Below are 23,412 nucleotides of genomic sequence, written 5' to 3'. Positions count from 1 at the left end.
CTTTTTATATACTGTAACGACTGATTCGATTTGTCAACAAAAAAAACACGCCACACGGACGTGTTTTGAAAAACATGCTTTTATTCTTCCAACGCTTTTCGTTCTGCTTCCGAGCGGGGATAGGCGTTCGCTTGCCACTCCGCCCGATAGATGGAGTCGAGTTGCGTCAACCCGACCTCATCCACGTCCTTGTCAGAATCGACACTCGGCACCTCGTCCCATTTCGGGTCGAGATAAGAATGATCTTCTTCCCGCGCTCGATTTTCTTGCAACTTTTGAATTCCCATCTTGACCGCTGCCGCAACTGCCAACCCAATACCCGCTCGAACTAACAGTCGTTTCACCATTGCATGTCCTCCTCAACGCCCAAAGCGATAAAGCGGCATCCCTTTCACCTCTGTATCGATGATAAATACCGATCCAGCATCCGGATATTCGGCTAACGCTTCCTCATCCATCCCCTCACGAGCCGTCGTGATGGCCAATCGATTGAGCCCATCCCCGATGAAGGCGCAGGATGTGACATTCGGTGCAGGAACGTGAACTTCTAACAGCTTTTCACCGGTTGATGGATTCCAGCGAGATACTTTGCTTCCGGCGTAATGCGCAATCCATAAACATCCTTCCGTATCTGATGTCATACCGTCTGGGAAGCCATCCTCGTCCGCGAAATCGATGACGACCTTTCCATTTGATAACGTACCCGCCTTCAAATCGAAATCATATTGGCGAATCGTTTCAGTCGGTGTATCGATATGATAAAAAACGGAATGGTCAGGAGACCACGTCAACCCGTTCGAAAGTGTGAGCTCATCCATAAGTGTCGTCGTCGTACCATCCCGATCGACACGATACAATGTCGCTTGATTCTCTTTGTCTTCGAGATGAAGTGTTCCGGCGAAAATTCGACCGTATGGATCGGCTTTTCCGTCATTGAACCGCAATTGACCGTCCGGATCATCCAACTCGACAATCTTCTTCAAGTCCCGATTGATCTCATCCCATTCATAAATGCCATCCTTCAAGCCGAGGACAACGCCATCCGTCACTTTTGGAATAACGAAACCGACTTGTTTCCTGACTTCAAACGACGAGATTTCATCCTCACGTTCATCATACCACCACAATGTATGATCTTCGATATCTACCCAATAAAACCGCTTTAACTCAGCATCCCAACACGGACCTTCACCAAGCGTATTTCGTACACGAATCCACAACGACGCATCTACTTTCTCCATCACTTAGCCTCCACTCTATCCATTAGTTCAGAAATCTATTCCCCTCTCGCATCGGGACTATGCATGAATCCAGAAAATCGTGATGGATTTTCACCGTCGTCTGTTCGTTTTGCTATAGTGAAAGAAACGTAGCGAGGGAGTGAATGGCTTGTCGAAATGGGATGAACGATTTAGTTCGGAAGAGTATGTGTATGGGACAGAGCCAAACGAATTTTTACGCGAATGGGTCACGTCTCATCAACCTGAAAGAAAACGTGTATTGGCCATCGCGGAGGGCGCGAAACGCGGTGTGGCTCGCCACGCTCGGCTTTGAAGTCGAGATATGGGACGTTTCTATAGCAGGGATCGACAAAGCGAAACGCTTGGCGACGTCACGAAACGTGTCCATTCAGACGAAACAGATCGACTTGAATGAAGCCGATTGGCCAAACAAGGCGTATGACATGGTCATCTGTATCTTTGGCCACTTTCCTCCACACGTCAGAGAAAAGGTGTTTACGGGTATTCAACAAACGCTTCGACCTGGTGGTTTGTTCCTGAGTGAAGTCTACGCTACACATCAACTCGCTTACGGGACAGGTGGACCAAACGACGCCTCATTCCTTTACACCGAAGAGATGTTCCACCAACTAGGGGACGATTTCGTACCGCTCGTCTTACATGAGACGGTCGTCTGGCGAGAAGAAGGCACGCTCCATCACGGCGAATCCGCTGTGATTCAATACGTCGGGCAAAAACGATAAACGAATGGCCTCCCCGAGATTCGGAGAGGCCATTTGTTTACTTCGCGCCTTCGACGTTCATATGCTTACTGCGGAGTTGTCCACATGCCGCATCGATGTCTGTCCCGTGCTCGAGACGGACACCAGTGTTGACGCCACGCTTTTTCAAGATGTCGTAGAACGCCATGATGTCCTCAGGCGTGCTTCGCTCATATTGGATGTGCTCGTTGACCGGGTTATATGGAATCAAGTTGACGTATGACTTGTCTTTGATGTCTTCGATCAAGTCGGCGAGTTCTTCCGCATGTTCCGGCAAATCGTTCACTTTCGAGAGCAGGATATATTCGAATGTGATTCGTTTGTTCGTCTTCTCGACGTAATAGCGAATCGACGGCATGAGTTTATCAAGCGGGAACGCCCGGTTGATTTTCATGATGCGAGTACGTAATTCATCGTTTGGCGCGTGTAGAGAGAGCGCCAAGTTGATGCGTAGATCAAGGTCTGCGAACTTGTAGATCTTATCCGCGAGACCACTCGTCGACACGTTGATCTTACGCGGAGCGATCGCAAGTCCACGCTCATCTTTGACGACACGCAAGAAGTCGACCAAGTTCTCGAAGTTATCGAACGGTTCACCGATTCCCATAACGACGATATGGCTGACGCGGTCCCCTTCACCCTCTTCATCGAGGAAGTGTTGGACGGTCATGATCTGCTCGACGACCTCACCCGCCGTCAAGTCACGCGTCTTTTTCAACAAGCCGCTCGCACAGAAGCTACAGCCGATGTTACAACCGACCTGAGTCGTCACACAGACCGAACGTCCGTATTTGTGACGCATGAGCACCGTCTCGATGTAGTGCCCGTCATGTAATTTAAGTAAGAATTTGACCGTCCCGTCGCCCGCTTCTTGTTTGACGAACAGTTCTTGTGTCGAGATGACATATTTTTCTGTTAAGTAATCGCGCACCTCGTCACGTACGTTGAGGTCGTCCATCGATTTGACCCGGTCGATGTAGAGCGAGTCCCAAACTTGACGTGCGTGGAAGGCACCGTATCCCGCTTCCGTACACTCGTTTGTGAGTTGATCGAACGTCAACCCGTATATAGATGATTTCATTGTAATCTGTCCTTTCTCTAATCCGCATACGTACCATTGTAGCGGACGTGAGAGACGGGTGCAACTTACGAATAATCTGGAGGCGTCGGTCGTGTGACGAACTGTTCGAACGCATAAGCGACTCGGATTAAATCACGCTCCGCATAGCACGTCCCCGTGAACGAGAGACCGAATGGGGCACCGCTCTTTTTCAAATGATATGGGATTGTAATGGTCGGATGACCTGCTTTTGCAGCCATGTCATAGTTCATGTCATGTGGAAGGACGAGTGCATCGAGTTTATGCGACGCAAGCAATGCGTCAATCCCTTCCGTTTTCGCGAGACGGACGTCCTCGATGCGACGATCGAGATAGCTCGCTTCAGTCAGTTTCCCAGATTTAGCGTTCGCTTCTTCAAAGATGGTCTGGCCGTGCGGAATCGATTCGGGATGTTCGGCATTCCACTCGATCAGGTCGGATAGCGTTTTAAACGGCACGGTCGTATTGGCAAGATACGCCTCGACCCCGAGCTTGAATTCGTCGAACAGGATGTCCGCCTGCCCTAGCGCCTCATGCTTTGGTAGCGTGACCTCGACGAGTTCGACCTCGGCTTGCCGTAGCAATCGGAGCGCCCCCTCATACAATCCGACTTCTTCGTCTGAAATATTTGGCTTGATAAATCCGACACGCATCCCGACCGCTTGCCTCACATCGAGACATGTCACATAAGGCGGTCCGACTGGAGTTTCCCACGTCGCCGGGTCTGATTCATCCTCACCGCACATCGATTGTAAGGCGATGACCGCATCACGAAGCGTACGCGCCATCGGTCCCGCCGTATCTTGAGAACGTGAGATCGGGATGATTCCGGAGCGACTGATCAATCCGACGGTCGGCTTGATCCCGACGATGCTGTTATGGACGCTCGGATGGACGATTGAACCGCTCGTCTCTGATCCGACTGCGAGAAGCGTGAGGTTTGCCGCAACCGCAGAAGCCGACCCTGAGCTTGATCCCCCCACATCCAACCCGTCGCCATATGGGTTCATCGTCTGTCCACCGACGGCACTCCAACCATTCGGCATATCTTCCGTTAAAAAGTTCGCCCACTCGGACAGGTTCGCTTTCCCCAAGATGATGGCCCCGTCAACCCGCAAGCGTTTGACGAGCTCGGCATCTCGAGCGGCAAAATGATGTCGCATCGCGGCAGCGCCCGCTGTCGTTCGCATCAGACCGCTTGTCTCGATATTGTCTTTGATTAAGACGGGAATGCCGAGTAGCGGTTTGCGTACCCCTTTTCGGTACGCCCTGTCTGCTGCCTCTGCCTCGAACAGGGCGTCCGGATTGACTTGAATGACGGCGTGAAGCCGTTCATTATACTTCGCAATCCGTTCTAAATAGTAGGCGGTCACGTCTCTCGCCGTGAATTCTCCTTCTTTATACCCACGACGCGCACGCTCAATCGTCAGTTCATGTAATTGGATTTGTTCCATCCTACATTCCTCCTTTACCTCTCTCCCTTTATTCGTGCTCTACGTCTGATTTCCTTTTCGTATCGCCAAGTCGATGTGTTCTTGATACACTTAAGAAAAAACAGGAGGTCCCAATGACTCGCTCCTATATCTTTGTGTTGCTTACCGTATTCGGTCTATTTTTCTTACAGCTATACGGGGAGAATGTGCCGTATGGTACGCTCATTTCCATCGGGTTGATCGGATTCATCATCGTCTTGACGGTTTTTCGGTTGAAACGAAAACCGAATCATTGACGAATGTATTTTGAGGGTGGTATGATGCTCTCACCAACTACATATCGATATCAAGAGTGAACGAGAGATCTGGCTCCGCGACTTCACAGCAACCTGCCTTAGGCAAGGTGCTACGACCAGCAAGGGAAACCTTGGACGATATGACGAAAGCGCTCATGTCATCCGACGTGAGCGCTTTTTTGTTGAATGACGATTTGGAGGGAACGACAGTATGGAAAAAGCAACATTCGCAGGCGGCTGTTTTTGGTGCATGGTGACACCATTTGAAGAATTACCAGGGATTGAAGGCATCGTATCCGGCTATATGGGCGGACAGGTCGACAATCCGACGTATGAACAAGTGAAAACCGGGACGACGGGGCACCTCGAGGTCGTTCAAATCACATATGATCCAGCATTATTCTCGTATGAACGTCTTCTTGAGCTGTATTGGATTCAGACAGACCCGACGGACGATGGTGGTCAATTCCAAGATCGGGGACCTCAGTATGCCCCAGCCATTTTCTATCACACGGAAGAACAACGAGTCGCGGCTGAGGCGAGTCGCGATGTGTTGGCGGCGAGCGGACGTTTCACGGCTCCGATCGTCACGAAAATCATTCCGGCGACGACGTTCTTCGCTGCAGAAGACTACCATCAGGATTATCATAAAAAGAATCCGAACCATTATAAGGAAGACCGGGCCATCTCGGGACGCGACGAGTTCATCGAGGAAAACTGGACGGAAACCGTATAACGGTCATCAGACGCGAATGTTAGCATTCGCGTCTTTTAATTAGCACATTAATCGGGAAACGGGAAATAACGGTTCATACAACCGAAAAGGAGGACTCATATATGAAAACAAGTACGAAACTCATCATCGGTGTGATTGGCGTAGCCGTAATCGCTGTTGCCTGATGGCTCATCTCCCCACTATTCTTAACCGGGACGGTCGATGAAGGATTGCAGTCGACAGCAGTCGAATCACCAGCTCCAGAGGAAGAGGAATCAGATCAAGAGACGTCCGAGACACCGGAAGCACAACCGAGTCCAACCGAAGTAGCGGGTGTGTTCATGGACGGGGAGAAAAACTATAAGACGACCGGCACAATCCGCTCGGTCGAGGCAGAAGACGGGACGTACCTCCGATTTGAAGAATTTGAGACGACAAACGGTCCTGATTTATTCGTCTATTTGACGAAACCAGGACAGGAGACGACCGAAGGCGTCAGTCTAGGGGCCTTAAAAGGAAACATCGGCAATCAAAACTATTTGATCCCTAAGGATGTGAATCTAGAAGAGTACAACACCGTCGTCATCTGGTGCCGTGCGTTCAGCGCGACGTTCGGGACGGGAGAACTGACTGGTTCAAGTGAATAACAGACTTGAGGGTGGCTGAATGAATCGGCCACCCTCTTTTCATTTGAAATCGGCTTAAAAAGAATGATTTCTCATCCAACCTCAAATGAGAACATGCTATCATATATGTAAATAAGTGTAATTCAATTGAGGAGGTACGATTATGGAGCAGCCTGTGCCACAAACTTACAAACACTATTTTTGGAAACGTTTCTTTCTATTCTTCATTCCATTGATGATGGTCGGCATACGATTTGAACCGATGATCATTCAGAATCCATTTGAGGAACTCGAAGACTATGGGGCATTCGTATTATTTTTAGGAATTTATATCCTAGTACTCGGTGGATGGACAGCGTTTATGACGTCGATGATGTGGCGGAACAGACAATCCAAGTTGAAACAGTGATGACATATCCACCGTCTTTCCCATTGGAGGCTTTGAAAGAGCTATTTACATCCGTTCTAAAAGTAACCCTATTCGAGTACTCCTAAAGTGAGGTATGCAGAAGATATTATCAGGGCTGAATCATCACTTGTCTTTATGAAAGTGGAATGATGGTTTTTAAGGGGGAGCGTTGCGATGAGCCACTTCGCCAAGAAGCGTTAGACGCTCACGCATGAGCCCGGATTACCATTCCTTCTCCCATGCTCCGTCTTCAGAGACTCCCCAATCCTCGAAACGATACTTGATGAGCCAATGGACATGCATCACTTCTACACCCTTGGATAGCTCTGAGACGACGAAACTGACGTCCCCATCCGCCACCACCCATGTCCCGTATAGATACATTATCTTGACCGGACGCTCTTCTGCATCCAGATAAATCACCACGCGGAAGTAAGGCGAGTTCCGCCCTTCATCGAACCGGACGACCTTCTCAACGCAATGTGCCCTGTCGACGACACGCATCCACTCAGGATGTTCCATCAGTTCTGAGAACACGGTCCGGACGAACGGATCCAATCTCCCGAACGCATAGTCATCAAGCAGCCCCTCGTCCATTACGTCTCCCCCCTTCCGGTTCTCTATAGAACGATTCCCTGTCCAGAGCCAATTCAGTCTTTGTTCATGAAGCTACAGAAATGAAGACTTTTAAAAATTGTATACACAGATACATGTATACAATCATCCCTTTTTCTTATGTACGACGATTCCGTCGAATCATATTGGTATTGAAAAAGACGGTGAGGTGGGTCAAGCTTTCTCCTTCCTTCACATCACAAAGAATATCCATGCTCACAAGTTTTAAGTCCTCAAAATCTTCTTGGAGCCGGTCAGGAAGGCGTCGAAGTAATACCTCCGTCATCTCGTCCATAGTCTGTTGATCTAGTTGGTAGCTGTCCTCCTGAATCATCCTCTCCTGTTGATAGCCTCATGATACCTCGCATCCACGTAAGCAACATCTCAGGATATTTCACGTAAGCCCTGGTGTTGTTTCAAACAAGCCCTAGGGCTTGTTTAGAAAACATGCTCGTTTTCAATAAACAAACTGTGTTTTCACTCCTGACATTTCATCAAACAATCTTCTTACGAGACAGACCAAAACATGGTCCCATATCCTCATACGAACCACTCCATTTTCGTCATACGAAAACGACCCTTTTCCGGATCCCGCTCTATGGATCCAGGCGAGAGCACCGCGAGTCGCCCATCCCGACATAGAAAAACGTACGTTTTTCGTCCTTGCCCTTACCGGACGGACCGGGACCGGTCCCCCGGCCCCACTCCATTCCATTTAACCCATGTAACCTCGCTGTTTCATGCTGACGTACGACTCGTCCGCACCGAGGATGAGATGTTCGAGCACCGGGATGCCGATGAGGTCGCCTGCTTCATGTAACCGTTCGGAGACGAGGATGTCCTCCCGGCTCGGGGTCGGGTCCCCGCTCGGATGTTGGTGACAGGCGATGATGCACGAGGCATTGTTCAAGATGGCGCATTTGAAGATTTCCCGTGGGTGGACGACACTCGAATTGACGCTCCCGACATGCGCCCGATGGACACCGATGACCCGGTTCTTCGTGTTGAGCATGATGACGAGGAACACTTCACGGTCATCGTCACCGATGAACGATGCCCCGATTTGCCGAGCATTGTCCGGCGAGTGGATGATGGCGTGCTCGAGGGCGACCATTTCCTCGCGAACCTCTTGTTTGATACGGATGACCTCGATGATGGCGGATAGTTCCATGATGGTTTGTCCCCTTTCAGATAGAAAAGCTGTCCTCAGAACGAACACCGTTGTGCGTCCTGTTGACGGAAACGAAGCGAGCGTCGGGAGACGGTGCAAGGGCGACCGCAGGGAGAGCCTCAAAAAAATGCGTAGAGCGCACATAAGTCCAGGCTTCCGTAGCCAACGAGCGAAAAGCCTCGCTTTGAGCCTAAAGCGAAGGAAGACGGGCCGGAGGGCGCGTCATTTTTTTGACGTCCCTTGCACCGACGACCAGCGAGCTAGAGTACGGAAACAGGACGCACGGATTACCAATCACGAAAAAGGCTGTTCAAACGGGACAAATCGGGTATAAGATAAGAACAAAAGTTCGTTTTATTGAGAGGGGTAATTATTATGACGATGTATCGCGATCGGGGCGAATTGAAATGGATCCCATTCCTCATGCCCGAGCACAAGGCGCTACTGACGAAATACTATAAAGAGATTCAAAAAATGAGATGCCAGATATCGATGAACAGGTCCTATCGGTCTATGAGAATGTGCTGAACGACGCGATCTTCAGCGGAGATTTGGTAGAGGTAAAATATGTGGAGAAGCGGGAGATGAAACGATTCAAGGGTTTTGTGCACCGGACGAACTATATGGAGCGGACCGTCGAGCTGGCCAATCAGCGGGACGGAATCATTCATGTACCGTTCGAGGCAATCATCCACGTGGAACAATCGATGGACTAACGCCCTGGCGGTTGTTCGAAGTCTGTGTCACGAAAATTATTTCGTGACACAGACTTCCCTAAAAATGAAATAAAATCCTGATTAGCTCTCATTAACTTTATCATCAAAGAATAGCTCCCTAAAACATCAAGACATTATATATTTTTGTACTTCTTTAATTTTTTTCATCTTTTGTGAGAAAGTACATACTGACTCCTAAATAAATAAAGGGTATTCGGATTTCATGGTGGAAAAGGGCTTATAAATCACCCTTCTCCAAATTCTTAATAAGTGTGGAAAAATCGACACCAAAGTTGTCTGTAATGTCGTGATCATTCACTTCATACCAATTGAAAGTATCGTATAACATAGCTTTATTGAAAGCACTTGAATTAAATCGTGGCTTACGCTTTTTATGGAGCTTCTCATTGAAAAGGATTTTGGCTCGTAAGGCATCAAACGAGTAACCTCTACCCATTCGCTCTACCTGCCTAATAATGCTGTTAATTGACTCCGTATAAGCATTAGTGAGCCTTTTATCAAAGTAGTTGAATATTTCGACATGCCAGTTGTCTACGGCTCTCACGAGGTCTTTATATGCGTCTTTAGAGTTGCTGGACATACAACGGTGTCTCCATTGACTATAACGAAGATGACCTTCATCTGGATCAGGAGTATCCCATATCCAGTAAAACTCTTCTTTGAGTTCATAGGCTTCTTTTAAAGCAGGAAGATTACCTAACCAAGTATCTAAGAGGAATGATTCACGTTCATTTAGATCGTGTTTACGCTTTAGAAGGATAAACCTTTCACGCATAAGGGTACGTCTTTCTTTTTGGCTCATATGGGCTTTCAAAGACTTTCTGACGTTATCTAAGGCTTGATTAGCCATTCTAACTACATGAAACTTATCTACGACAACTTTAGCGTGTGGAAGGATAGTGTTCACTGCGTCTTTGTAGGGCTTCCACATATCCATTGTGACGTACTCAATGTAAGTCCTGTCACTGATTTCTGAAAGACGTTGGATGACTGTTTCCTTGTTACGGTTAGGCTTGATGTCATAAATAGTCCTGCGTTCAATATTAGTCAATACAAGCCGAGGTCTACGGATAATATGTATCTCGTCTATCCCAAGCCACTTAGGAGTTTCAAACTGGTATTCACGTTCTTTGAGTGCCACATAGTCCTTAAAAACGTTCCTAATGGTTTTCTCGTCAACACCAACGCTTTCTGCGACTTCTACAAAGGTCTTAGACATGGATTGCTCTTGAATGGACTTTAAAAGCCTTTTGGTCATACTACGCTTTTCATCTACAGATATTAGGCGTTCCCAGAAGGTAGATCCGCATTCACGACACTTGTATCGTCTACGGTTCAATTGTAAGCCCACTCGCTTTAAACGAATGGGCAAATCCATAATTAGTTGATTTCTTGAACTGTGTTTGTACAACTTGTCAAAACCACATTCAGGACAACGTTCAGGTGGTCCGACTGCTTCAACTTTAAACATCATATCGGTTTCATTTTCTTGTGGCGGTTCTATTGTTTTAATGTCTGGTAGGGATAATAAGTCTGACATATTATTCATCCTTTATTACTCTGCGGTGTTAAGGTATCAATTATAGATTTGATGTCGAAATCATCAGTGTTAAATTATTTTTGTGACCACAAATGCACTTAGAAAATCCCTTAAAGCATTAGCTGGTTCACTTGAATAGGGAGTTGTAAAAAAGTTCCCTTAGCCTGCACAACAAGATAATTTCGAAATATCTTTATCGAACGTAAGTGCAGCTAATTTTAGCCCTTCAGCCATTGTTAAATATGGTGCTAGGGTTTCTGTTAAATCTTCTATCGTTAAGCCAAATTTAACAGCTAATGATGCTGCATAGATGACATCTCCTGCATTCTCAGATACAATATGAACCCCTAATACTTTTAGTGTTTCTGCATCTGCTACTAGTTTAAATACACCGGTTGTTTCACGGTTTACAATTGCTCTTGGAACAGCATCTAAAGGTAATACAGATGTCTTCACATCATACCCTTTCTCTTTTGCTTGTTCTTCTGTTAAACCAACCGTTGCAACCGTCGGATTCGTAAACGTAACAGCAGGAACTACCGATAAATCTATTTTTTTGTTTAATCCACCAATAGCATTATCAGTAATAATTCCACCTTCATAGGCTGCTACATATACAAATTGTGGTCCTAAAGTCACATCTCCTGCTGCATAAATCTTTTCATTACTTGTTTGACCAAAATCATTGATCAGGATTTCATTATTTTTTCCAGTTTCAACACCTGCTGCACTTAAATTTAAAGAATCCGTATTTGGTTTTCTTCCAGTGGCAACAAGTAACTGATCTGATTCAATGACTTCTCTACTGCCATTTACTGTTACGTAAACCCTTTTTATCTCTCCACTTTGTTCAACACGCTCAAAAGTTGCCCCTTTGACAAGGTTTATACCCTGTTCAATTAACGCTTTTTCAACTGACTCTGAAATCTCAGGATCATACTCCTTTAAAAGTCGCTCACTTCTTTGCATAAGCGTTATTTCTGAACCTAAATGATGAAATAGTTGTCCAAGCTCCATTCCAATGTATCCTGAACCAATTACAGTTAATCGTTTTGGTATTTTCTTTAACTCAAGAAGTGTTGTACTAGTTAAATAGTCCATTTTTTCAAGTCCTGAAATTTGGGGCAACGAAGGCGATGCACCTGTTGCAATTAAAAAGCGTTTTGCAGATAACTTTGCCCCATTGACCTCAACCGTACTAGCATCAACGAATTTTGCTTCACCTTTAATTAAATCAAAATTATATTCATCAATTAAATCCATATATTTTTGATTCCGAAGTTCGCTCACTAATTTATCCTTTTGCGTGATTAAACTAGCTAAATCCACTTCTCCAGCGGATGTTTGTAAACCTATAAACGGATTGTCTTTTGATAAATGATTGATTTCACCTGCCCTAAGAAGAGTTTTTGACGGAACACAGCCAATATTCACACAGGTTCCCCCAACCGTTCCACGCTCAATCATGCCAACTTTTGCACCGTATTCTATAGCTTTAATTGCCGAAGAAAAGGCAGCAGCACCAGAACCAATAATAAGAAGGTCATAATTGTCTTCATTAATTAACGCCACGTTTTCTAGTGATGATACTTCTTCAATTTCTCCGGCTTGGTAATTTGCTTCATCAATCGCCTTTATTGCACTTTTAACCTCAATATCATCGGGCAGTTCAAATACTGCTTCACCACGACGATAACTAGACTCAATATTTTTAGCACCTATCTTTTCAAGTGCTGATTCTACGTGTTTTTCACAACCCGTACAAGTCATTCCTGAAATGTTTACCTTAAATTTATTCATAAAAAAGCTCCTTTCGTTAATTAATCTCTCATGTTAATGTTTCTATTATTGGACACGAATGTAATTGCTTTTCATCTGGACATCGTTGTTTTAAGTCGTCTAACATAGTTTCAATTCGTTTTAAATCCTCTATTTGTTTTTGCACTTCCTTTTGTTTTTTAGAAACAAATTCGAACATATCTTGACAACGAACTTCATCTTTATCTACAACACCAAGTAATTTATAAATCTCGCTTAAAGAAAAACCAAGTTCCTGTATTCGTTTAATAAACCCAACACGCTTAACGTCATCATATGAATATATCCGATAACCAGCTTCCGTTCGGTGAGGTTCTTGTAATAAATTTTTTCGCTCGTAATATCTGATCGTTTCTTTATTAACTCCACATTTATCTGCAAACTCACTAATGCGATAAATCATCTTATTTCACCCCATGAATATTATAAACCGTGTACCATAGTACACGGTCAAGTAAATTGGACTATTTTATTTTTTTCCCAAAGTATCACTCGTATGTGATTGATACTTTTATATAATATTATTGATTATCCTAACATCCCACCAGAAAATCCGATTTAAACACCAGTTGTTTTTAAACTATTAAGAAAGTAATTCCACTATATATTCCGAAGACCCTAAATAAACAAAAAGAATAACTGACTCAAGAATGATATGCTCCCCAATAGGTAGACAGATGAAATAACAAATCTGTTTATTCTATTGGGGAGTGTTTTTTTATGGCGAGAAGTCGGCATTCAATCGAACAAAAACTGGCTGCACTGCGCATGATGGAAGAAGAAACGCATACATGGAAGGAAATCATGGAGACTCATCACGTTTCTGAGAATACCCTCCGGGTGTGGAAAGTGAAATTCGATACCGGCGGGAGTGACGCATTGAAGGAATCGAAGACATGGAAACTGTACACCAAGGAACAGAAAATCGCGGCCGTCCGTGACTACCTCGACGGGGCCACCACGATGGAAGTCCTCTCCAACTATCAAATCAGTGATGGATCTGTTCTTCGAAAATGGATTAAGAAGTATACTAGTCATAGCGAGTTAACAGATTCGAGAAAAGGGATGGATCGAGCTATGACAAAAGGGAGAAAGACCACATTCGAGGAACGCATGGAGATAGTCAGGTATTGCCTGGACAACGGACGGAACTATCAACGGACGGCCGAGGTATTCGCCGTGTCGTACCAACAGGTCTATGGGTGGACGAAAAAATATGACGCCGACGGCGTGCACGGGCTCGAGGACCGGCGCGGACGGACGAAGCAAGAAGAGGAACTGACCAACGAGGAGAAGCTCGAACGTCGCATTCAACAGATCGAGCGGGAGAACGAGCGCCTTCGTGCCGAGAACCTGTTCCTAAAAAAGTTGGAGGAAATCGAGAGGAGAGGTTGATCAGCCAGATCAGGCTACAATTGCGATACATGGTCATCGAGGAAATGTCGACGACCGACACGTTCCCGGTCGTGCTCCTGTGCGAGATCGCGCAGGTCTCACGGGCCGCCTACTATAAATGGTTGAAGCGTACCGTCTCGGTACGCGAAGAAGAGAACTTGAGCCTATTGGAAGACATCCGCCTCCTCTACGACCAGGTGAACGGGACCTACGGTTATCGACGGATCACCATGACGGTCAATCGCAGACGACGCCAGCATGACCTGCCGGCATACAATGAGAAGCGCATCTATCGTCTCATGCGTATCCATGAGATCCGTTCGGTCATCCGCCAGAAGCGAAAACGGCACAAAAAGTCGTCACCACAACATGTGGCAGAGAACGTATTAAACCGTGAATTCACAGTTAAAAAGCCGAATGAGAAATGGGTAACGGATGTGACAGAATTTAAATATGGCCTATCTAAGAAGGCCTATCTAAGTGTGATTCGTGATCTTTATGACGGATCCATTATTAGCTATGTGCTGGGACACTCTAATAATAATCAACTGGTATTTAAAACGCTTGACCAGGCAATCTTACGATTGCATCAAGAACACCCACTGATTCATAGTGATCGTGGATTCCAATACACCTCTAAGGCGTTCAAGCGTAAATTAGAGGCGGCAGGAATGACTCAAAGTATGTCACGGGTTGGTCGCTGTATTGATAATGGACCAATGGAATCTTTTTTCGGCACGTTAAAATGTGAAAAGTATTATTTACATAAGTATCAGACCTTTGAAGAACTTAACATTGCCATAAATGAGTACATCTATTTTTATAATCACGAAAGATACCAAAAACGATTAAACGGCCTCAGCCCTAAAGAATATAGAGCGAAAGCCGCTTAAATCACTTTTATTATTTCCACTGTCTACTTGACGGGGGGCAGTTCAGATTATTTTTTAATAATTTATTAAACTCAAAAGGGCACTAAACGTTTCGTTCTCTGCCATGATGTATACCCCTAATCCAACAAAGACTATAGGGATAATCCATCTTCCGTATTTCTCCAAAACTTCAGAAACATGTCTGAAGGAAGCTAAACGATATCCTACAAAACACCAGACAGCAACCATTATAAAGAAGATAATAACCGTAATTACCAGTTCATTCACACTTAAAGTTGTAAAATAAGGCACATAGATGCCGATATTGTCCCCGCCATTAGCGAATGTGATGAAGGCTACACTCATAAATAGTTTGTTAAATCTCCCTGAGTTTAAACTGGAGAGGATCGCACCTTCATCTTCATCTTCACCCTTAATAAACAGTTTAATCCCTAAATAGATTGGAATTAAACCAAGCAATCCAACCCATTTTTCTGGAATCAACATGACGCCAAAAGTTCCCAAAAGACTGATCAAAACCAGCAAGGCAAAACCTAAGTATTGCCCAATGACTATATCTTTAGGGTAGATCCGGTTACTCTTTGTCTGCGCGTTCATCTTTAAACCGCCAGTCGCTCTAGCCTGTGCATTTGCCTGAGAGAACAGCAGCATCAAAACAAAAATATCATCAATATTGGTTACTAAGAAAGCCCCAATTGCGGAAATAATAGTCAAAGCCACTTTTATCAACTCCATGGTAAGTTATTAAAACATTCACACGTATGTTTGAATGTTATGAATAGGTTCTCCCCTGCTTAGTGTAAATATACGGGAAGTAGCTCCCCTATCCAGTGAAGAGCAAAATATAGCAATATCCCTACAAAAAAGAAAAGAATAACGACTCTGTCTTCAGTGGCACTAACAACAGGCAGCAAGTCAACGGTAGATATGTATAGAAATATTCCTGCTGTAATGGAAAGAGCTATCGCGAGGATGCTGCTATCTACCATAAAAAATTGTGTTAGAGACACGGCTGCGATCGCGCCTGTTATCGTTGATAGACCCAATAAGAAAGATGCTCCTATCGCCTTCTTCTTGCTTTCAAAGCTTGCAAATACGATGGAAGAAATCGTTAAACCATCCGGAATTTTATGTATTAATACAGCAATCAATACAACAAATCCTATTCTCTCGTCTATTTTGAAACTGGCTACAATAGAGACACCATCAAAAAACGTGTGAACCAGCATGCCCAATAAAGCACTAAAGGTTGTGCTTTGAGAATGAGAATGTTTATGAGTCTCTTCTCCGAAATGAAAATGGGGTGCAAGAAACTGCTGGAACAAAAAGATCAAACCAAATCCAATAACAATATATAGGGCACTGGATTCCTGAATTTCTAATGCTTCTGGTATTAAATCCATAATCGCAATAGCGAAAAGTATCCCGGCGCTCAGCGCCATTAAGCCATTTAAGCCCCTTCTAGACCAATTTTTTTTAAGAAAGATCACAAAGCCACCCAGGACATTTGCGAAAGCCGCAGTTAGGACGTAAAACAAAATGTCCATTAATTCCCCCACTCCATTAAATGAAAAGTTTAACCTGCACTTATGAAAAGTGCCGGTCTGCTGCATTCACATTATTTCTTTTTATTCAGCATGTGAATGGCGTGCCCCATCACACCTTCCGCCGCTTCCATCAATGGCTCAGGCAACGTTGGATGGGCATGGATTGTAAGGCTTAGATCTTCGGCAGTTGCTCCAGATTCAATGGCAAAAACTGCTTCAGCAATAAGCGACGATACTTCTGGTCCTACCATCTGTGCGCCTAACACCCTTTTGCTGTTCTTCTCGGCTACAATCTGCACAAAGCCATCTGCATCTGAAACAGATAATGCCCTTCCGTTCGCTTGGAATGGAAAACGGCTGGAAACCGTTTCGTATCCCTGTTCTTTTGCTTCTTTCTCTGTTAATCCTGTGTAGGCAACTTCAGGATCACTGAAGATAACAAAAGGCATGGCTTGAAAATCAATGATGCTGTTTTGTCCGCTAATCACTTCTGCAGCTACTTTTCCTTCGTAGCTAGCTTTATGGGCAAGGAGGTATCCGCCAGCACAGTCACCTATTGCATAAACATGCTCCACGTTTGTCTGGCATTTCTCATTTATCTTAATAAAACCACGCTCGTCTAATTCTACTCCGATATTTTCCAACCCAATTTTCCCTGTGTTCGGCTTTCTTCCTATAGAAACTAAGCAATAATCTCCGTTAACCACTTCTTCCTTGCCATCAACCTGTACACGAACTTTTACTTCATCCCCTGTGTTTTCTCCGCCTTGGACCAGAGCATTGGTTACAACTGTGATACCTAGTTCTTTTAGATGCCGTTTTACCACATTTGTAAGCATAGGATCGGTACCTGGAAGAATCGTGTTGGACCCTTCGAGAATGGTCACTTTTGATCCGAATTTGGCATAAGCAGTGCCCAGCTCCAAACCAATATAACCACCGCCTACCACAACTAAATGTTTTGGTACTTCCTGCAGCACCAATGCCTCAGTGGAAGAAATGATTCTTTTTTTATCAAATGGCATACTTTTTAGTTCGAAAGGCAAAGATCCTATCGCAAGGATTAAATCTTTGTAGGAATATACTTGTTCTTCGTTATTCATTTTGATTTTAGCCGTATAGGGTTTAGTAAGATAGGCTTCTCCACTGATTACCTCTACTCCATTGCCTTTCAGTAAGGTCTTAACCCCGCTGGTTAACTTATTCACGATGCCGTCTTTCCACTTTACTACTTCCGGCATATCTACTTGAACTTCACCAGAAACCTTGATGCCCATTGCACTGGCGTGTTGAATATGTTTTACCCGCTCAGACGCACTAATAAGAGCTTTTGATGGGATACACCCCCGGTTAAGGCAAACGCCCCCTAGTTCTGCTTTATCTACCAGAACCACTTTTTTCCCCAACTGGGCCGCCCGTATGGCCGCCACATAACCTCCAGATCCTGCTCCTATTACTAACAAATCGACATCTTTTGTCATTTTAGCTTCCTCCTCCGGTGATTTCAGAATGAAATAAACGAACGGTCTTTCACGAAAAAACAGAACCGTTTTCGTGCAATATGTAATCCTAAAACTGCTGTGAACCAACCTGTAACGTATACCCATTTTTAATCATTTTTAATGTAACTAACCCCCAAATTTCTATACATGGTAAGAAAAAGGGCTTTCCAGACAACCAGAAAGCCCTTTTCCCTTTTATTCCTTGACCCGCATAAGCCGCATACTATTTAGCGCTACCAGAAGAGTTGCCCCCATGTCTGAAAGGATGGCAATCCAAAGTGTTAACCAGCCCGGTATGACCAATAGCAAGGCAATAAATTTAATGGCAATTGCAAAGGTGATGTTAGCTTTGATGATATTTAGGGATTTACGGCTTAGTTTCACAGTGAATGGAAGTTTTCTTAAATCATCTCCCATTAAAGCAACGTCTGCCGTTTCCAGTGCTGTATCTGTACCAGCTCCACCCATTGCAATCCCAACGGTAGAAGCTGCTAACGCAGGGGCATCATTGACACCATCTCCAATCATGGCTACTTTTCCGTACTCGGATCTCAATTGTTTAATATAGTTTAATTTGTCCTCTGGCATCAGTTCTGCCTGAATATCCGATACGCCAACATGGCCGCCGATCGCATTCGCGGTACCTTGGTTATCGCCTGTAAGCATAATGGTCTTTTTGATGCCAAGTTGATGCAATTTCTGAATAACGTCTTTACTTGATTCACGTACTTCATCCGCTACCGCAATCACAGCAAGTATTTCTTTTTCAGTTCCGACCACCATAGCTGTCTTGCCTTGGTTTTGAAGAGTAGTAACATTTTGCTCTAAGTCTTTATCGAAATCATTAGTCAATAATTCCTTAAAGAGTTTCGGGCTACCGATGTAATAAGTCGTCCCGTTTACGATACCCTTTATACCCTTTCCTGTGATAGAAGAGAAATCCTCTACCTGTACGTCAGAATAATTAATGTTCTCCGCTTCTGCTTTTTTCATAATGGCTGAAGCAAGAGGATGCTGGGAACGATATTCTAATGCAGTAATGATGGACAGCAATTCTTTTTCATTTGCCTGCTTGTTCAACACATTAAAATCAGTTACCACTGGGACACCTTTTGTTAGTGTGCCCGTTTTATCAAATGCAATGGCCTTTAAGGCACCCATTTCTTCTAGATAAATACCGCCTTTTATAAGAACGCCCTTTTTCGCTGCATTCCCGATTGCTGAAACAATGGAAATCGGAGTGGAAATAACCAATGCACAAGGACAGCCGACAACAAGAACAGCTAATCCTTGATAAATCCATGTTTCCCAACTGCCATCAAAGAATAATGGAGGGACTATAGCGACTAAAGCTGCAATGACCATAATGACTGGCGTATAATATTTCGCGAATTTTTCGACAAATGCTTGAGATGGGGCACGTTCTCCCTGTGCTTCCTCTACAAGATGAATAATTTTTGCAATCGTTGTGTCTTCTACCAGCTTAGTTATTTTTACCTCAAGCAAGCCTTCTTCATTTAAAGTACCTGCAAACACTTCATCATCAACCGTTTTCGCAACAGGAACAGACTCGCCCGTAATGGCCGCCTGGTTAACAGCCGAATAGCCGCTTACTACAGTCCCGTCCATGGCAATCTTCTGGCCGGGTTTCACGATCATAATATCACCAATGGCAATGTCATCCACATGGATCATCAATTCTTGTCCATTTCGTCTAACGAGTGCCTCTTTTGGTGCAATATCCATTAATGAACGAATGGATTGTCTTGCTTTATCCATAGAGAATCGTTCAAGAGCTTCACTAATCGCAAAGAGAATGACAACAATGGCCACTTCTCCCCATTCCCCAATGATAGCGCCACCTATAACAGCCACTGTCATAAGGGTTTTCATGTCAAACTCAAAGCGAAACAAGTTTTGCAAACCGACTTTGAAAAGCGATAATCCTCCGATCAACATGGATGCTAAAAATAATAATGTAGTAACGAGGTTCTCTTCCCCATTCACACTCTGGGACAGGTAACCGAACGCAATCAATAAGGACGCAAAGAGCAGCGTACTGTGCTTTTTATAAAATGGCACTTTATCTTCTTTCGTATCTTCTTTTACCTCTTGTGATGCTTGGCGAGCAGATTTTTCAGGTGTCACTTTGAGATTCTCAAATGCACCTGCTTTTTCTAGTTCTTCTATCGTTGCATTACCATAAACAACAATTTTAGATGCACCAAAATTTACTTTTGCATCCTCAACTCCAGATAGCTGTTTTACATTTTTTTCGAATTTACCCGCGCAGTTTGCGCAAGTAAAACCTTGTACACGATAGGCCTTCATTTCTTGTTCAGATGTTATTGCCTTTTGATCAGACATTGACATTCACTTCTTTCTTATGTTCTAGTACAATCATCATTATTTGTCTAATATGTTCATCGTCTAACGAATAAAACGCTAGTTTTCCTTCTTTTCTATATCTTACAATCCCCTGCTTATGAAGGGTCCTTAAATGATGAGAAGCATTTGCCACCGTAATACCAATAATATTTGCTATATCACACACACATAACTCTTCATCTTGACACAAAGCATAGGTAATCTTTGCCCTATTTTCATCCGCAATTGCTTTTAACATTTGGGCAACACTAACAATATCGATTGTTTTTAAATCACCTTGTATTCGATTGACCTTTTCCTCGTCATAACAAAAAAATTCACAAGTATCTTTCTTATTCACATTATCACCCCATTGATATTCAAGTGTTCACTTGAATATAGTATATACCTTTCCTTGGTCAATATTCAAGTGAATATTTGAATGAAAAACATAAAATGATTTTTCTAATAGTAATTCCCGTTAACGAACGTTAGAAAGACATATTTGTTTATCTTTTCACAAAAAATGAAAAGGGCTTTAAATAGTCCTTTTCATTTTGTCTTAATTGTCCATTAACTCATCTTTTTATCAATGTTCGTTTTTTATATTTGATGAGTAAGCAAACGAACAGAGGTCCTTAATGATGAAATTGGATATACACGAGTCTCAAACAACTTGGATTCACAGTCAGATAAATAAAAGAATTGGTAATACTGAAACTATTCATTCAAAGAGAAAGGAAATGAATTTCACTTACTCAGCCGCACCTCAAGCTATACCTTTATTTTCCTGATGTTCCCAATAGAGCAGTTCCTCTACAGTAGAGAACACAGAAAAAATACTTACGACAGAGGAAAAACATCAAGACGTCCGAGCCGGGCACCACGGAATCAAGTGCGGCGACTATTACAGAAGGACCTGTCGATATCAAATATGGGGATTGCGAGTATTGTGCGTCCACGAATGAGCATTGTAAATTGATCCGTGTCACGTCAGACGGTCGTTAAGGTTTCAGGCGTCGAATACAGTAAGCTCGACAGGTGACATGTTATCCGTAAGGACGGCGGCGCGATTGACTTTAAAATGATCATCACATATCTAGATACGAAAACTTATATTACATCACATTACCAATACACATATACGGTCAAAAGAAATGTGGTTACCGACTCGTTCGACAAGGTCAATCCGGACGAGTTGAACGAGGCACTCACAGAAAGTGAGTTGGAATCCCCAGCCACGAACGAGCCTGCTGGTGATGAGATACGAATGGAGACGGTCAGGTGACGATCCAGGAAGCGAAAGACGCCGGTTTCACGATGCCGATTATGAGCGACCATTGGCTCTACCCCTATATGCGTGATAACGACAACGTCGGAATGGTCGGGGAATGATTTCAACCCAAAAATTAAAACAATGATGATTGTATAAAAAGACATCCTCCATTTCTAAGAGAATGTCTTTTTATATTCATTTACGTTTTCGATTCACTTTATCGAGCCGAATTTTCTCAATTAACGCGTGGATGATTTGCTCATCTCTTCCACCGAAATCTTTATTGAAGGGAATCCGCTCTCCTTCGAACATGAAGTAATCGAGCAGGTACGGGACTCGAGGTGTTGCGTGGCCCCACGTGTGCTCCGAGCAACGTTCCCACACCTCGGCTTCGAACTCTTTTGAATAGCGCATATGCTCGACGGCAGCCTTGACCTCCGATTTCTTCAGGACAAAATAGTCTTCAAAGACGAATTTACCGAGAAGCTCATACCACATCTCCTCGCGGACCCGTTCTTTAATCGCTTCTACATCGACTTCAACATGATACGGGGCCTCTTCTTCATTCTTGATGACATCCCTTGCTTCCCCTGTCACCGACTCCGGATGCAGCTCCCACCCTTCAGGCATCCGTTCTTTGATGAACTGTTCGAGCGCCTCCTCACTGATCCGATATCCTTTTTTACGTGACTCGAGCGGTTCTGCCTGGATCACGCCTTTTCGTACCCAGTTGCGGACCGTCTCCTTATGGCTTGTGAGCTTGTTCTTCGATAAGATTTCAAATGCCTCATCAATCGTATACATGATAAGCCTCCTTTTAACACAACGATGATTTTATTAAATAATACCATGACCATTGTATTAAAGTAAGCTGTTACTTTAATCGGTTTCAAATTGATAAGAAATTACTAAATGGATACCAAACAAAAACACCATTCCGGAGAATGGTGTACCTCTAGAAAATTGTTTTCATTTCTTAAAAAATATTTTTAATACTTATTATACTGCTTAACGAGACTTATCTCCTACTTGCGAATACGTTTGAGTAACTTTAAGTCCAGTTGACGTAGAAGCATCCCATCTCACTTTACTTGTTATTGACATATCAAATGACATTAATCCAATTCCGTTATAGCCACCGACAGTAACGTTGTATAATCCCATAGCGTTAATATCGTATCCGATTTTTTCAGCACGTGAATCAATTGCTTGCGAAGAAGCTTTGATTGCTGTCGGAAAAATACTCGACGTCCCACTAGTACTGTGCCCAGTTAATCTTAAGCCATCAGATCTTGTGGTATAGGTAGTCACAAGACCACAAGTAGAATCAGGGTACAATAACGCACGGATACTATATGCAATTTTATAAGAATATGTACCAAAACTTCGTGTTAATTGAAGACTTTGAACAATAGCTTTATTTTGAGGAGTTTTTGCCAATTCAACTAATTCGTTTGATGTCACCACTGTAATTTCTGCTCCAGTTTTAGGAAGTGTATACGTCACTTTAGAATTCCCTCCTAAATTTTCATCATCAGCGATAGAAAAAACAGAGATTTCCTCTTCTAACAATTCGTTATATTGATTAAGAACTTCTGGGCTAGTATTTTTAATTAATGTTAATTCTTCTGGAAGTAAACTTTCATTTGATGAGAGTACAGAATAACTGAAAGATTTAGAGTTGTTTATTTTAGTCAACTTTTGATTAGTTTTGCTAGCTTTTTTCTTATCCATTATTTCTTTACTTTCTTGTGAAAATTCACTCAAGCTATCAATAAAGTAGTTTACATTTTCTTCAGCGCCAACTGATGGGATAAATAGATTAGCAGAAAGTAAAGTTGCTAAAGTTAAAGTGGAAATTTTTTTCATTTTATTCCTCTGCTTTTGAGTTATAATAAGTATTAAAAGAAGCAAATAGCCTCTATTTCTTTCTTACAGAATAATATTAGAACATTATTTTCTTTTAATAAA

At 43.6% G+C, this 23,412-nt stretch carries 24 protein-coding genes, 1 pseudogene and 1 riboswitch; of the genes and pseudogenes, 9 read left to right on the top strand and 16 right to left on the bottom strand.

Going from position 1 to position 23,412, the window contains the following annotated elements:
- Positions 1–80 precede the first annotated feature (80 nt).
- Together KNO61_RS03515 and KNO61_RS03510 are read right to left on the bottom strand one after the other, a co-directional pair.
- The gene (locus KNO61_RS03515) at positions 81–347 is read right to left on the bottom strand and encodes a hypothetical protein (RefSeq protein ID WP_078146973.1); all 267 of its coding nucleotides are present in this window, start codon (positions 345–347) and stop codon (positions 81–83) included.
- A 12-nt stretch (positions 348–359) separates the two neighbouring features.
- Entirely contained in the window at positions 360–1,241 is an 882-nt protein-coding gene (locus tag KNO61_RS03510) for an SMP-30/gluconolactonase/LRE family protein (RefSeq protein ID WP_078146974.1), read from the bottom strand.
- Between the two features lie 148 nt (positions 1,242–1,389).
- Between KNO61_RS03510 and KNO61_RS17175 the strand changes: the two genes are divergently transcribed.
- Both KNO61_RS17175 and KNO61_RS03505 read left to right on the top strand, forming a co-directional pair.
- Positions 1,390–1,554 (top strand): hypothetical protein, encoded by a 165-nt coding sequence (locus KNO61_RS17175; protein ID WP_251030808.1) that lies wholly within the window; start codon positions 1,390–1,392, stop codon positions 1,552–1,554.
- The gene (locus tag KNO61_RS03505; RefSeq protein ID WP_370149521.1) at positions 1,529–1,984 is read left to right on the top strand and encodes a class I SAM-dependent methyltransferase; all 456 of its coding nucleotides are present in this window, start codon (positions 1,529–1,531) and stop codon (positions 1,982–1,984) included. The genes KNO61_RS17175 and KNO61_RS03505 overlap by 26 nt, the downstream gene beginning before the upstream one ends.
- A gap of 37 nt (positions 1,985–2,021) precedes the next feature.
- Here KNO61_RS03505 and rlmN read toward each other — a convergent pair whose 3' ends face one another.
- Both rlmN and KNO61_RS03495 read right to left on the bottom strand, forming a co-directional pair.
- A complete protein-coding gene (gene rlmN / locus KNO61_RS03500; RefSeq protein ID WP_214872603.1) occupies positions 2,022–3,083 on the bottom strand; it encodes a dual-specificity RNA methyltransferase RlmN in 1,062 nt (353 codons plus the stop codon).
- 65 nt (positions 3,084–3,148) lie between these two features.
- Positions 3,149–4,555, bottom strand: a complete 1,407-nt coding sequence (locus tag KNO61_RS03495; RefSeq protein ID WP_214813094.1) for an amidase family protein — start codon at positions 4,553–4,555, stop codon at positions 3,149–3,151.
- A gap of 113 nt (positions 4,556–4,668) precedes the next feature.
- Between KNO61_RS03495 and KNO61_RS03490 the strand changes: the two genes are divergently transcribed.
- From KNO61_RS03490 to KNO61_RS03475, 4 genes are all read left to right on the top strand, one after another.
- Complete coding sequence (locus tag KNO61_RS03490) at positions 4,669–4,830, top strand: hypothetical protein (protein ID WP_214813093.1); 162 nt, start codon at positions 4,669–4,671, stop codon at positions 4,828–4,830.
- A 44-nt stretch (positions 4,831–4,874) separates the two neighbouring features.
- A riboswitch (SAM riboswitch) is annotated at positions 4,875–4,974 on the top strand.
- 67 nt (positions 4,975–5,041) lie between these two features.
- Positions 5,042–5,566, top strand: a complete 525-nt coding sequence (gene msrA / locus KNO61_RS03485; RefSeq protein WP_214813092.1) for a peptide-methionine (S)-S-oxide reductase MsrA — start codon at positions 5,042–5,044, stop codon at positions 5,564–5,566.
- Between the two features lie 209 nt (positions 5,567–5,775).
- The gene (locus KNO61_RS03480) at positions 5,776–6,192 is read left to right on the top strand and encodes a DM13 domain-containing protein (RefSeq protein ID WP_251024845.1); all 417 of its coding nucleotides are present in this window, start codon (positions 5,776–5,778) and stop codon (positions 6,190–6,192) included.
- 142 nt (positions 6,193–6,334) lie between these two features.
- Positions 6,335–6,580 carry a hypothetical protein gene (locus KNO61_RS03475; RefSeq protein ID WP_214688680.1) on the top strand — a complete coding sequence of 82 codons (246 nt, stop codon included), beginning with the start codon at positions 6,335–6,337 and terminating at the stop codon, positions 6,578–6,580.
- A gap of 222 nt (positions 6,581–6,802) precedes the next feature.
- On the opposite strand, the gene KNO61_RS03470 is transcribed toward KNO61_RS03475, so the two are convergent.
- Together KNO61_RS03470 and KNO61_RS03465 are read right to left on the bottom strand one after the other, a co-directional pair.
- On the bottom strand, positions 6,803–7,177 hold the full coding sequence (locus KNO61_RS03470) for a hypothetical protein (RefSeq protein ID WP_214684193.1): 375 nt from the start codon (positions 7,175–7,177) through the stop codon (positions 6,803–6,805).
- Between the two features lie 733 nt (positions 7,178–7,910).
- Positions 7,911–8,366, bottom strand: coding sequence for a JAB domain-containing protein (locus tag KNO61_RS03465; protein WP_214684191.1), 456 nt, complete (start codon positions 8,364–8,366; stop codon positions 7,911–7,913).
- Between the two features lie 479 nt (positions 8,367–8,845).
- Between KNO61_RS03465 and KNO61_RS03460 the strand changes: the two genes are divergently transcribed.
- Entirely contained in the window at positions 8,846–9,082 is a 237-nt protein-coding gene (locus KNO61_RS03460) for a YolD-like family protein (protein ID WP_251025614.1), read from the top strand.
- Between the two features lie 238 nt (positions 9,083–9,320).
- On the opposite strand, the gene KNO61_RS03455 is transcribed toward KNO61_RS03460, so the two are convergent.
- The 3 genes from KNO61_RS03455 to merR form a co-directional block, all read right to left on the bottom strand.
- Positions 9,321–10,643, bottom strand: a complete 1,323-nt coding sequence (locus KNO61_RS03455) for an ISL3 family transposase (RefSeq protein ID WP_009374086.1) — start codon at positions 10,641–10,643, stop codon at positions 9,321–9,323.
- Positions 10,644–10,802: 159 nt separating this feature from the next.
- On the bottom strand, positions 10,803–12,443 hold the full coding sequence (gene merA / locus KNO61_RS03450) for a mercury(II) reductase (protein WP_214684190.1): 1,641 nt from the start codon (positions 12,441–12,443) through the stop codon (positions 10,803–10,805).
- Between the two features lie 28 nt (positions 12,444–12,471).
- Positions 12,472–12,864, bottom strand: coding sequence for a mercury resistance transcriptional regulator MerR (merR, locus tag KNO61_RS03445; protein ID WP_001863748.1), 393 nt, complete (start codon positions 12,862–12,864; stop codon positions 12,472–12,474).
- Between the two features lie 317 nt (positions 12,865–13,181).
- Here merR and KNO61_RS03440 point away from each other — a divergent pair.
- Positions 13,182–14,749, top strand: a protein-coding gene (locus KNO61_RS03440) for an IS3 family transposase (protein WP_214872602.1) whose coding sequence is annotated in 2 segments (ribosomal slippage) — positions 13,182–13,833 and positions 13,833–14,749 — 1,569 coding nt in all. Because the reading frame shifts where the segments join, the coding sequence is not laid out codon by codon here.
- 54 nt (positions 14,750–14,803) lie between these two features.
- On the opposite strand, the gene KNO61_RS03435 is transcribed toward KNO61_RS03440, so the two are convergent.
- The 5 genes from KNO61_RS03435 to cadC form a co-directional block, all read right to left on the bottom strand.
- Entirely contained in the window at positions 14,804–15,469 is a 666-nt protein-coding gene (locus KNO61_RS03435) for a CadD family cadmium resistance transporter (protein ID WP_435528659.1), read from the bottom strand.
- A 74-nt stretch (positions 15,470–15,543) separates the two neighbouring features.
- Positions 15,544–16,362 carry a ZIP family metal transporter gene (locus KNO61_RS03430; protein WP_251024846.1) on the bottom strand — a complete coding sequence of 273 codons (819 nt, stop codon included), beginning with the start codon at positions 16,360–16,362 and terminating at the stop codon, positions 15,544–15,546.
- A gap of 5 nt (positions 16,363–16,367) precedes the next feature.
- Positions 16,368–17,777 carry a dihydrolipoyl dehydrogenase gene (gene lpdA / locus KNO61_RS03425; protein WP_029336149.1) on the bottom strand — a complete coding sequence of 470 codons (1,410 nt, stop codon included), beginning with the start codon at positions 17,775–17,777 and terminating at the stop codon, positions 16,368–16,370.
- Between the two features lie 216 nt (positions 17,778–17,993).
- Complete coding sequence (locus KNO61_RS03420) at positions 17,994–20,165, bottom strand: heavy metal translocating P-type ATPase (RefSeq protein WP_214731547.1); 2,172 nt, start codon at positions 20,163–20,165, stop codon at positions 17,994–17,996.
- On the bottom strand, positions 20,158–20,526 hold the full coding sequence (gene cadC / locus KNO61_RS03415; RefSeq protein WP_214689684.1) for a Cd(II)-sensing metalloregulatory transcriptional repressor CadC: 369 nt from the start codon (positions 20,524–20,526) through the stop codon (positions 20,158–20,160). The genes KNO61_RS03420 and cadC overlap by 8 nt, the downstream gene beginning before the upstream one ends.
- A 690-nt stretch (positions 20,527–21,216) precedes the next feature.
- Between cadC and KNO61_RS17550 the strand changes: the two are divergent.
- Positions 21,217–21,560, top strand: a pseudogene (locus KNO61_RS17550) (DNA/RNA non-specific endonuclease); the annotation flags it as partial.
- A 76-nt stretch (positions 21,561–21,636) separates the two neighbouring features.
- On the opposite strand, the gene KNO61_RS03410 reads toward KNO61_RS17550, so the two are convergent.
- A complete protein-coding gene (locus KNO61_RS03410) occupies positions 21,637–22,245 on the bottom strand; it encodes a helix-turn-helix domain-containing protein (protein ID WP_214689682.1) in 609 nt (202 codons plus the stop codon).
- 204 nt (positions 22,246–22,449) lie between these two features.
- Entirely contained in the window at positions 22,450–23,310 is an 861-nt protein-coding gene (locus tag KNO61_RS03405) for a hypothetical protein (RefSeq protein WP_214872601.1), read from the bottom strand.
- Between the last annotated feature and the right edge of the window lie 102 nt (positions 23,311–23,412).

The sequence above is a fragment of the Exiguobacterium sp. s140 genome (assembly GCF_018617035.1).
Classification (GTDB): Bacteria; Bacillota; Bacilli; order Exiguobacteriales; family Exiguobacteriaceae; genus Exiguobacterium; species Exiguobacterium profundum.
This window is presented reverse-complemented; position numbering and strand designations above follow the sequence as displayed.

Bases quoted from the DNA above. Each gene is read 5' to 3' on its own strand.
- KNO61_RS03455 (WP_009374086.1), bottom strand. From the start codon at position 10,643: ATGTCAGACTTATTATCCCTACCAGACATTAAAACAATAGAACCGCCA.
- merA (WP_214684190.1), bottom strand. From the start codon at position 12,443: ATGAATAAATTTAAGGTAAACATTTCAGGAATGACTTGTACGGGTTGT.
- KNO61_RS03460 (WP_251025614.1), top strand. From the start codon at position 8,846: ATGCCAGATATCGATGAACAGGTCCTATCGGTCTATGAGAATGTGCTG.
- KNO61_RS03410 (WP_214689682.1), bottom strand. From the start codon at position 22,245: ATGTATACGATTGATGAGGCATTTGAAATCTTATCGAAGAACAAGCTC.
- KNO61_RS03465 (WP_214684191.1), bottom strand. From the start codon at position 8,366: ATGGAACTATCCGCCATCATCGAGGTCATCCGTATCAAACAAGAGGTT.
- lpdA (WP_029336149.1), bottom strand. From the start codon at position 17,777: ATGACAAAAGATGTCGATTTGTTAGTAATAGGAGCAGGATCTGGAGGT.
- KNO61_RS03510 (WP_078146974.1), bottom strand. From the start codon at position 1,241: ATGGAGAAAGTAGATGCGTCGTTGTGGATTCGTGTACGAAATACGCTT.
- KNO61_RS03495 (WP_214813094.1), bottom strand. From the start codon at position 4,555: ATGGAACAAATCCAATTACATGAACTGACGATTGAGCGTGCGCGTCGT.
- rlmN (WP_214872603.1), bottom strand. From the start codon at position 3,083: ATGAAATCATCTATATACGGGTTGACGTTCGATCAACTCACAAACGAG.
- KNO61_RS03475 (WP_214688680.1), top strand. From the start codon at position 6,335: ATGGAGCAGCCTGTGCCACAAACTTACAAACACTATTTTTGGAAACGT.
- KNO61_RS03430 (WP_251024846.1), bottom strand. From the start codon at position 16,362: ATGCAGCAGACCGGCACTTTTCATAAGTGCAGGTTAAACTTTTCATTT.
- KNO61_RS03420 (WP_214731547.1), bottom strand. From the start codon at position 20,165: ATGTCTGATCAAAAGGCAATAACATCTGAACAAGAAATGAAGGCCTAT.
- merR (WP_001863748.1), bottom strand. From the start codon at position 12,864: ATGATTTATCGCATTAGTGAGTTTGCAGATAAATGTGGAGTTAATAAA.
- msrA (WP_214813092.1), top strand. From the start codon at position 5,042: ATGGAAAAAGCAACATTCGCAGGCGGCTGTTTTTGGTGCATGGTGACA.
- KNO61_RS03490 (WP_214813093.1), top strand. From the start codon at position 4,669: ATGACTCGCTCCTATATCTTTGTGTTGCTTACCGTATTCGGTCTATTT.
- KNO61_RS03470 (WP_214684193.1), bottom strand. From the start codon at position 7,177: ATGGACGAGGGGCTGCTTGATGACTATGCGTTCGGGAGATTGGATCCG.
- KNO61_RS03515 (WP_078146973.1), bottom strand. From the start codon at position 347: ATGGTGAAACGACTGTTAGTTCGAGCGGGTATTGGGTTGGCAGTTGCG.
- KNO61_RS03405 (WP_214872601.1), bottom strand. From the start codon at position 23,310: ATGAAAAAAATTTCCACTTTAACTTTAGCAACTTTACTTTCTGCTAAT.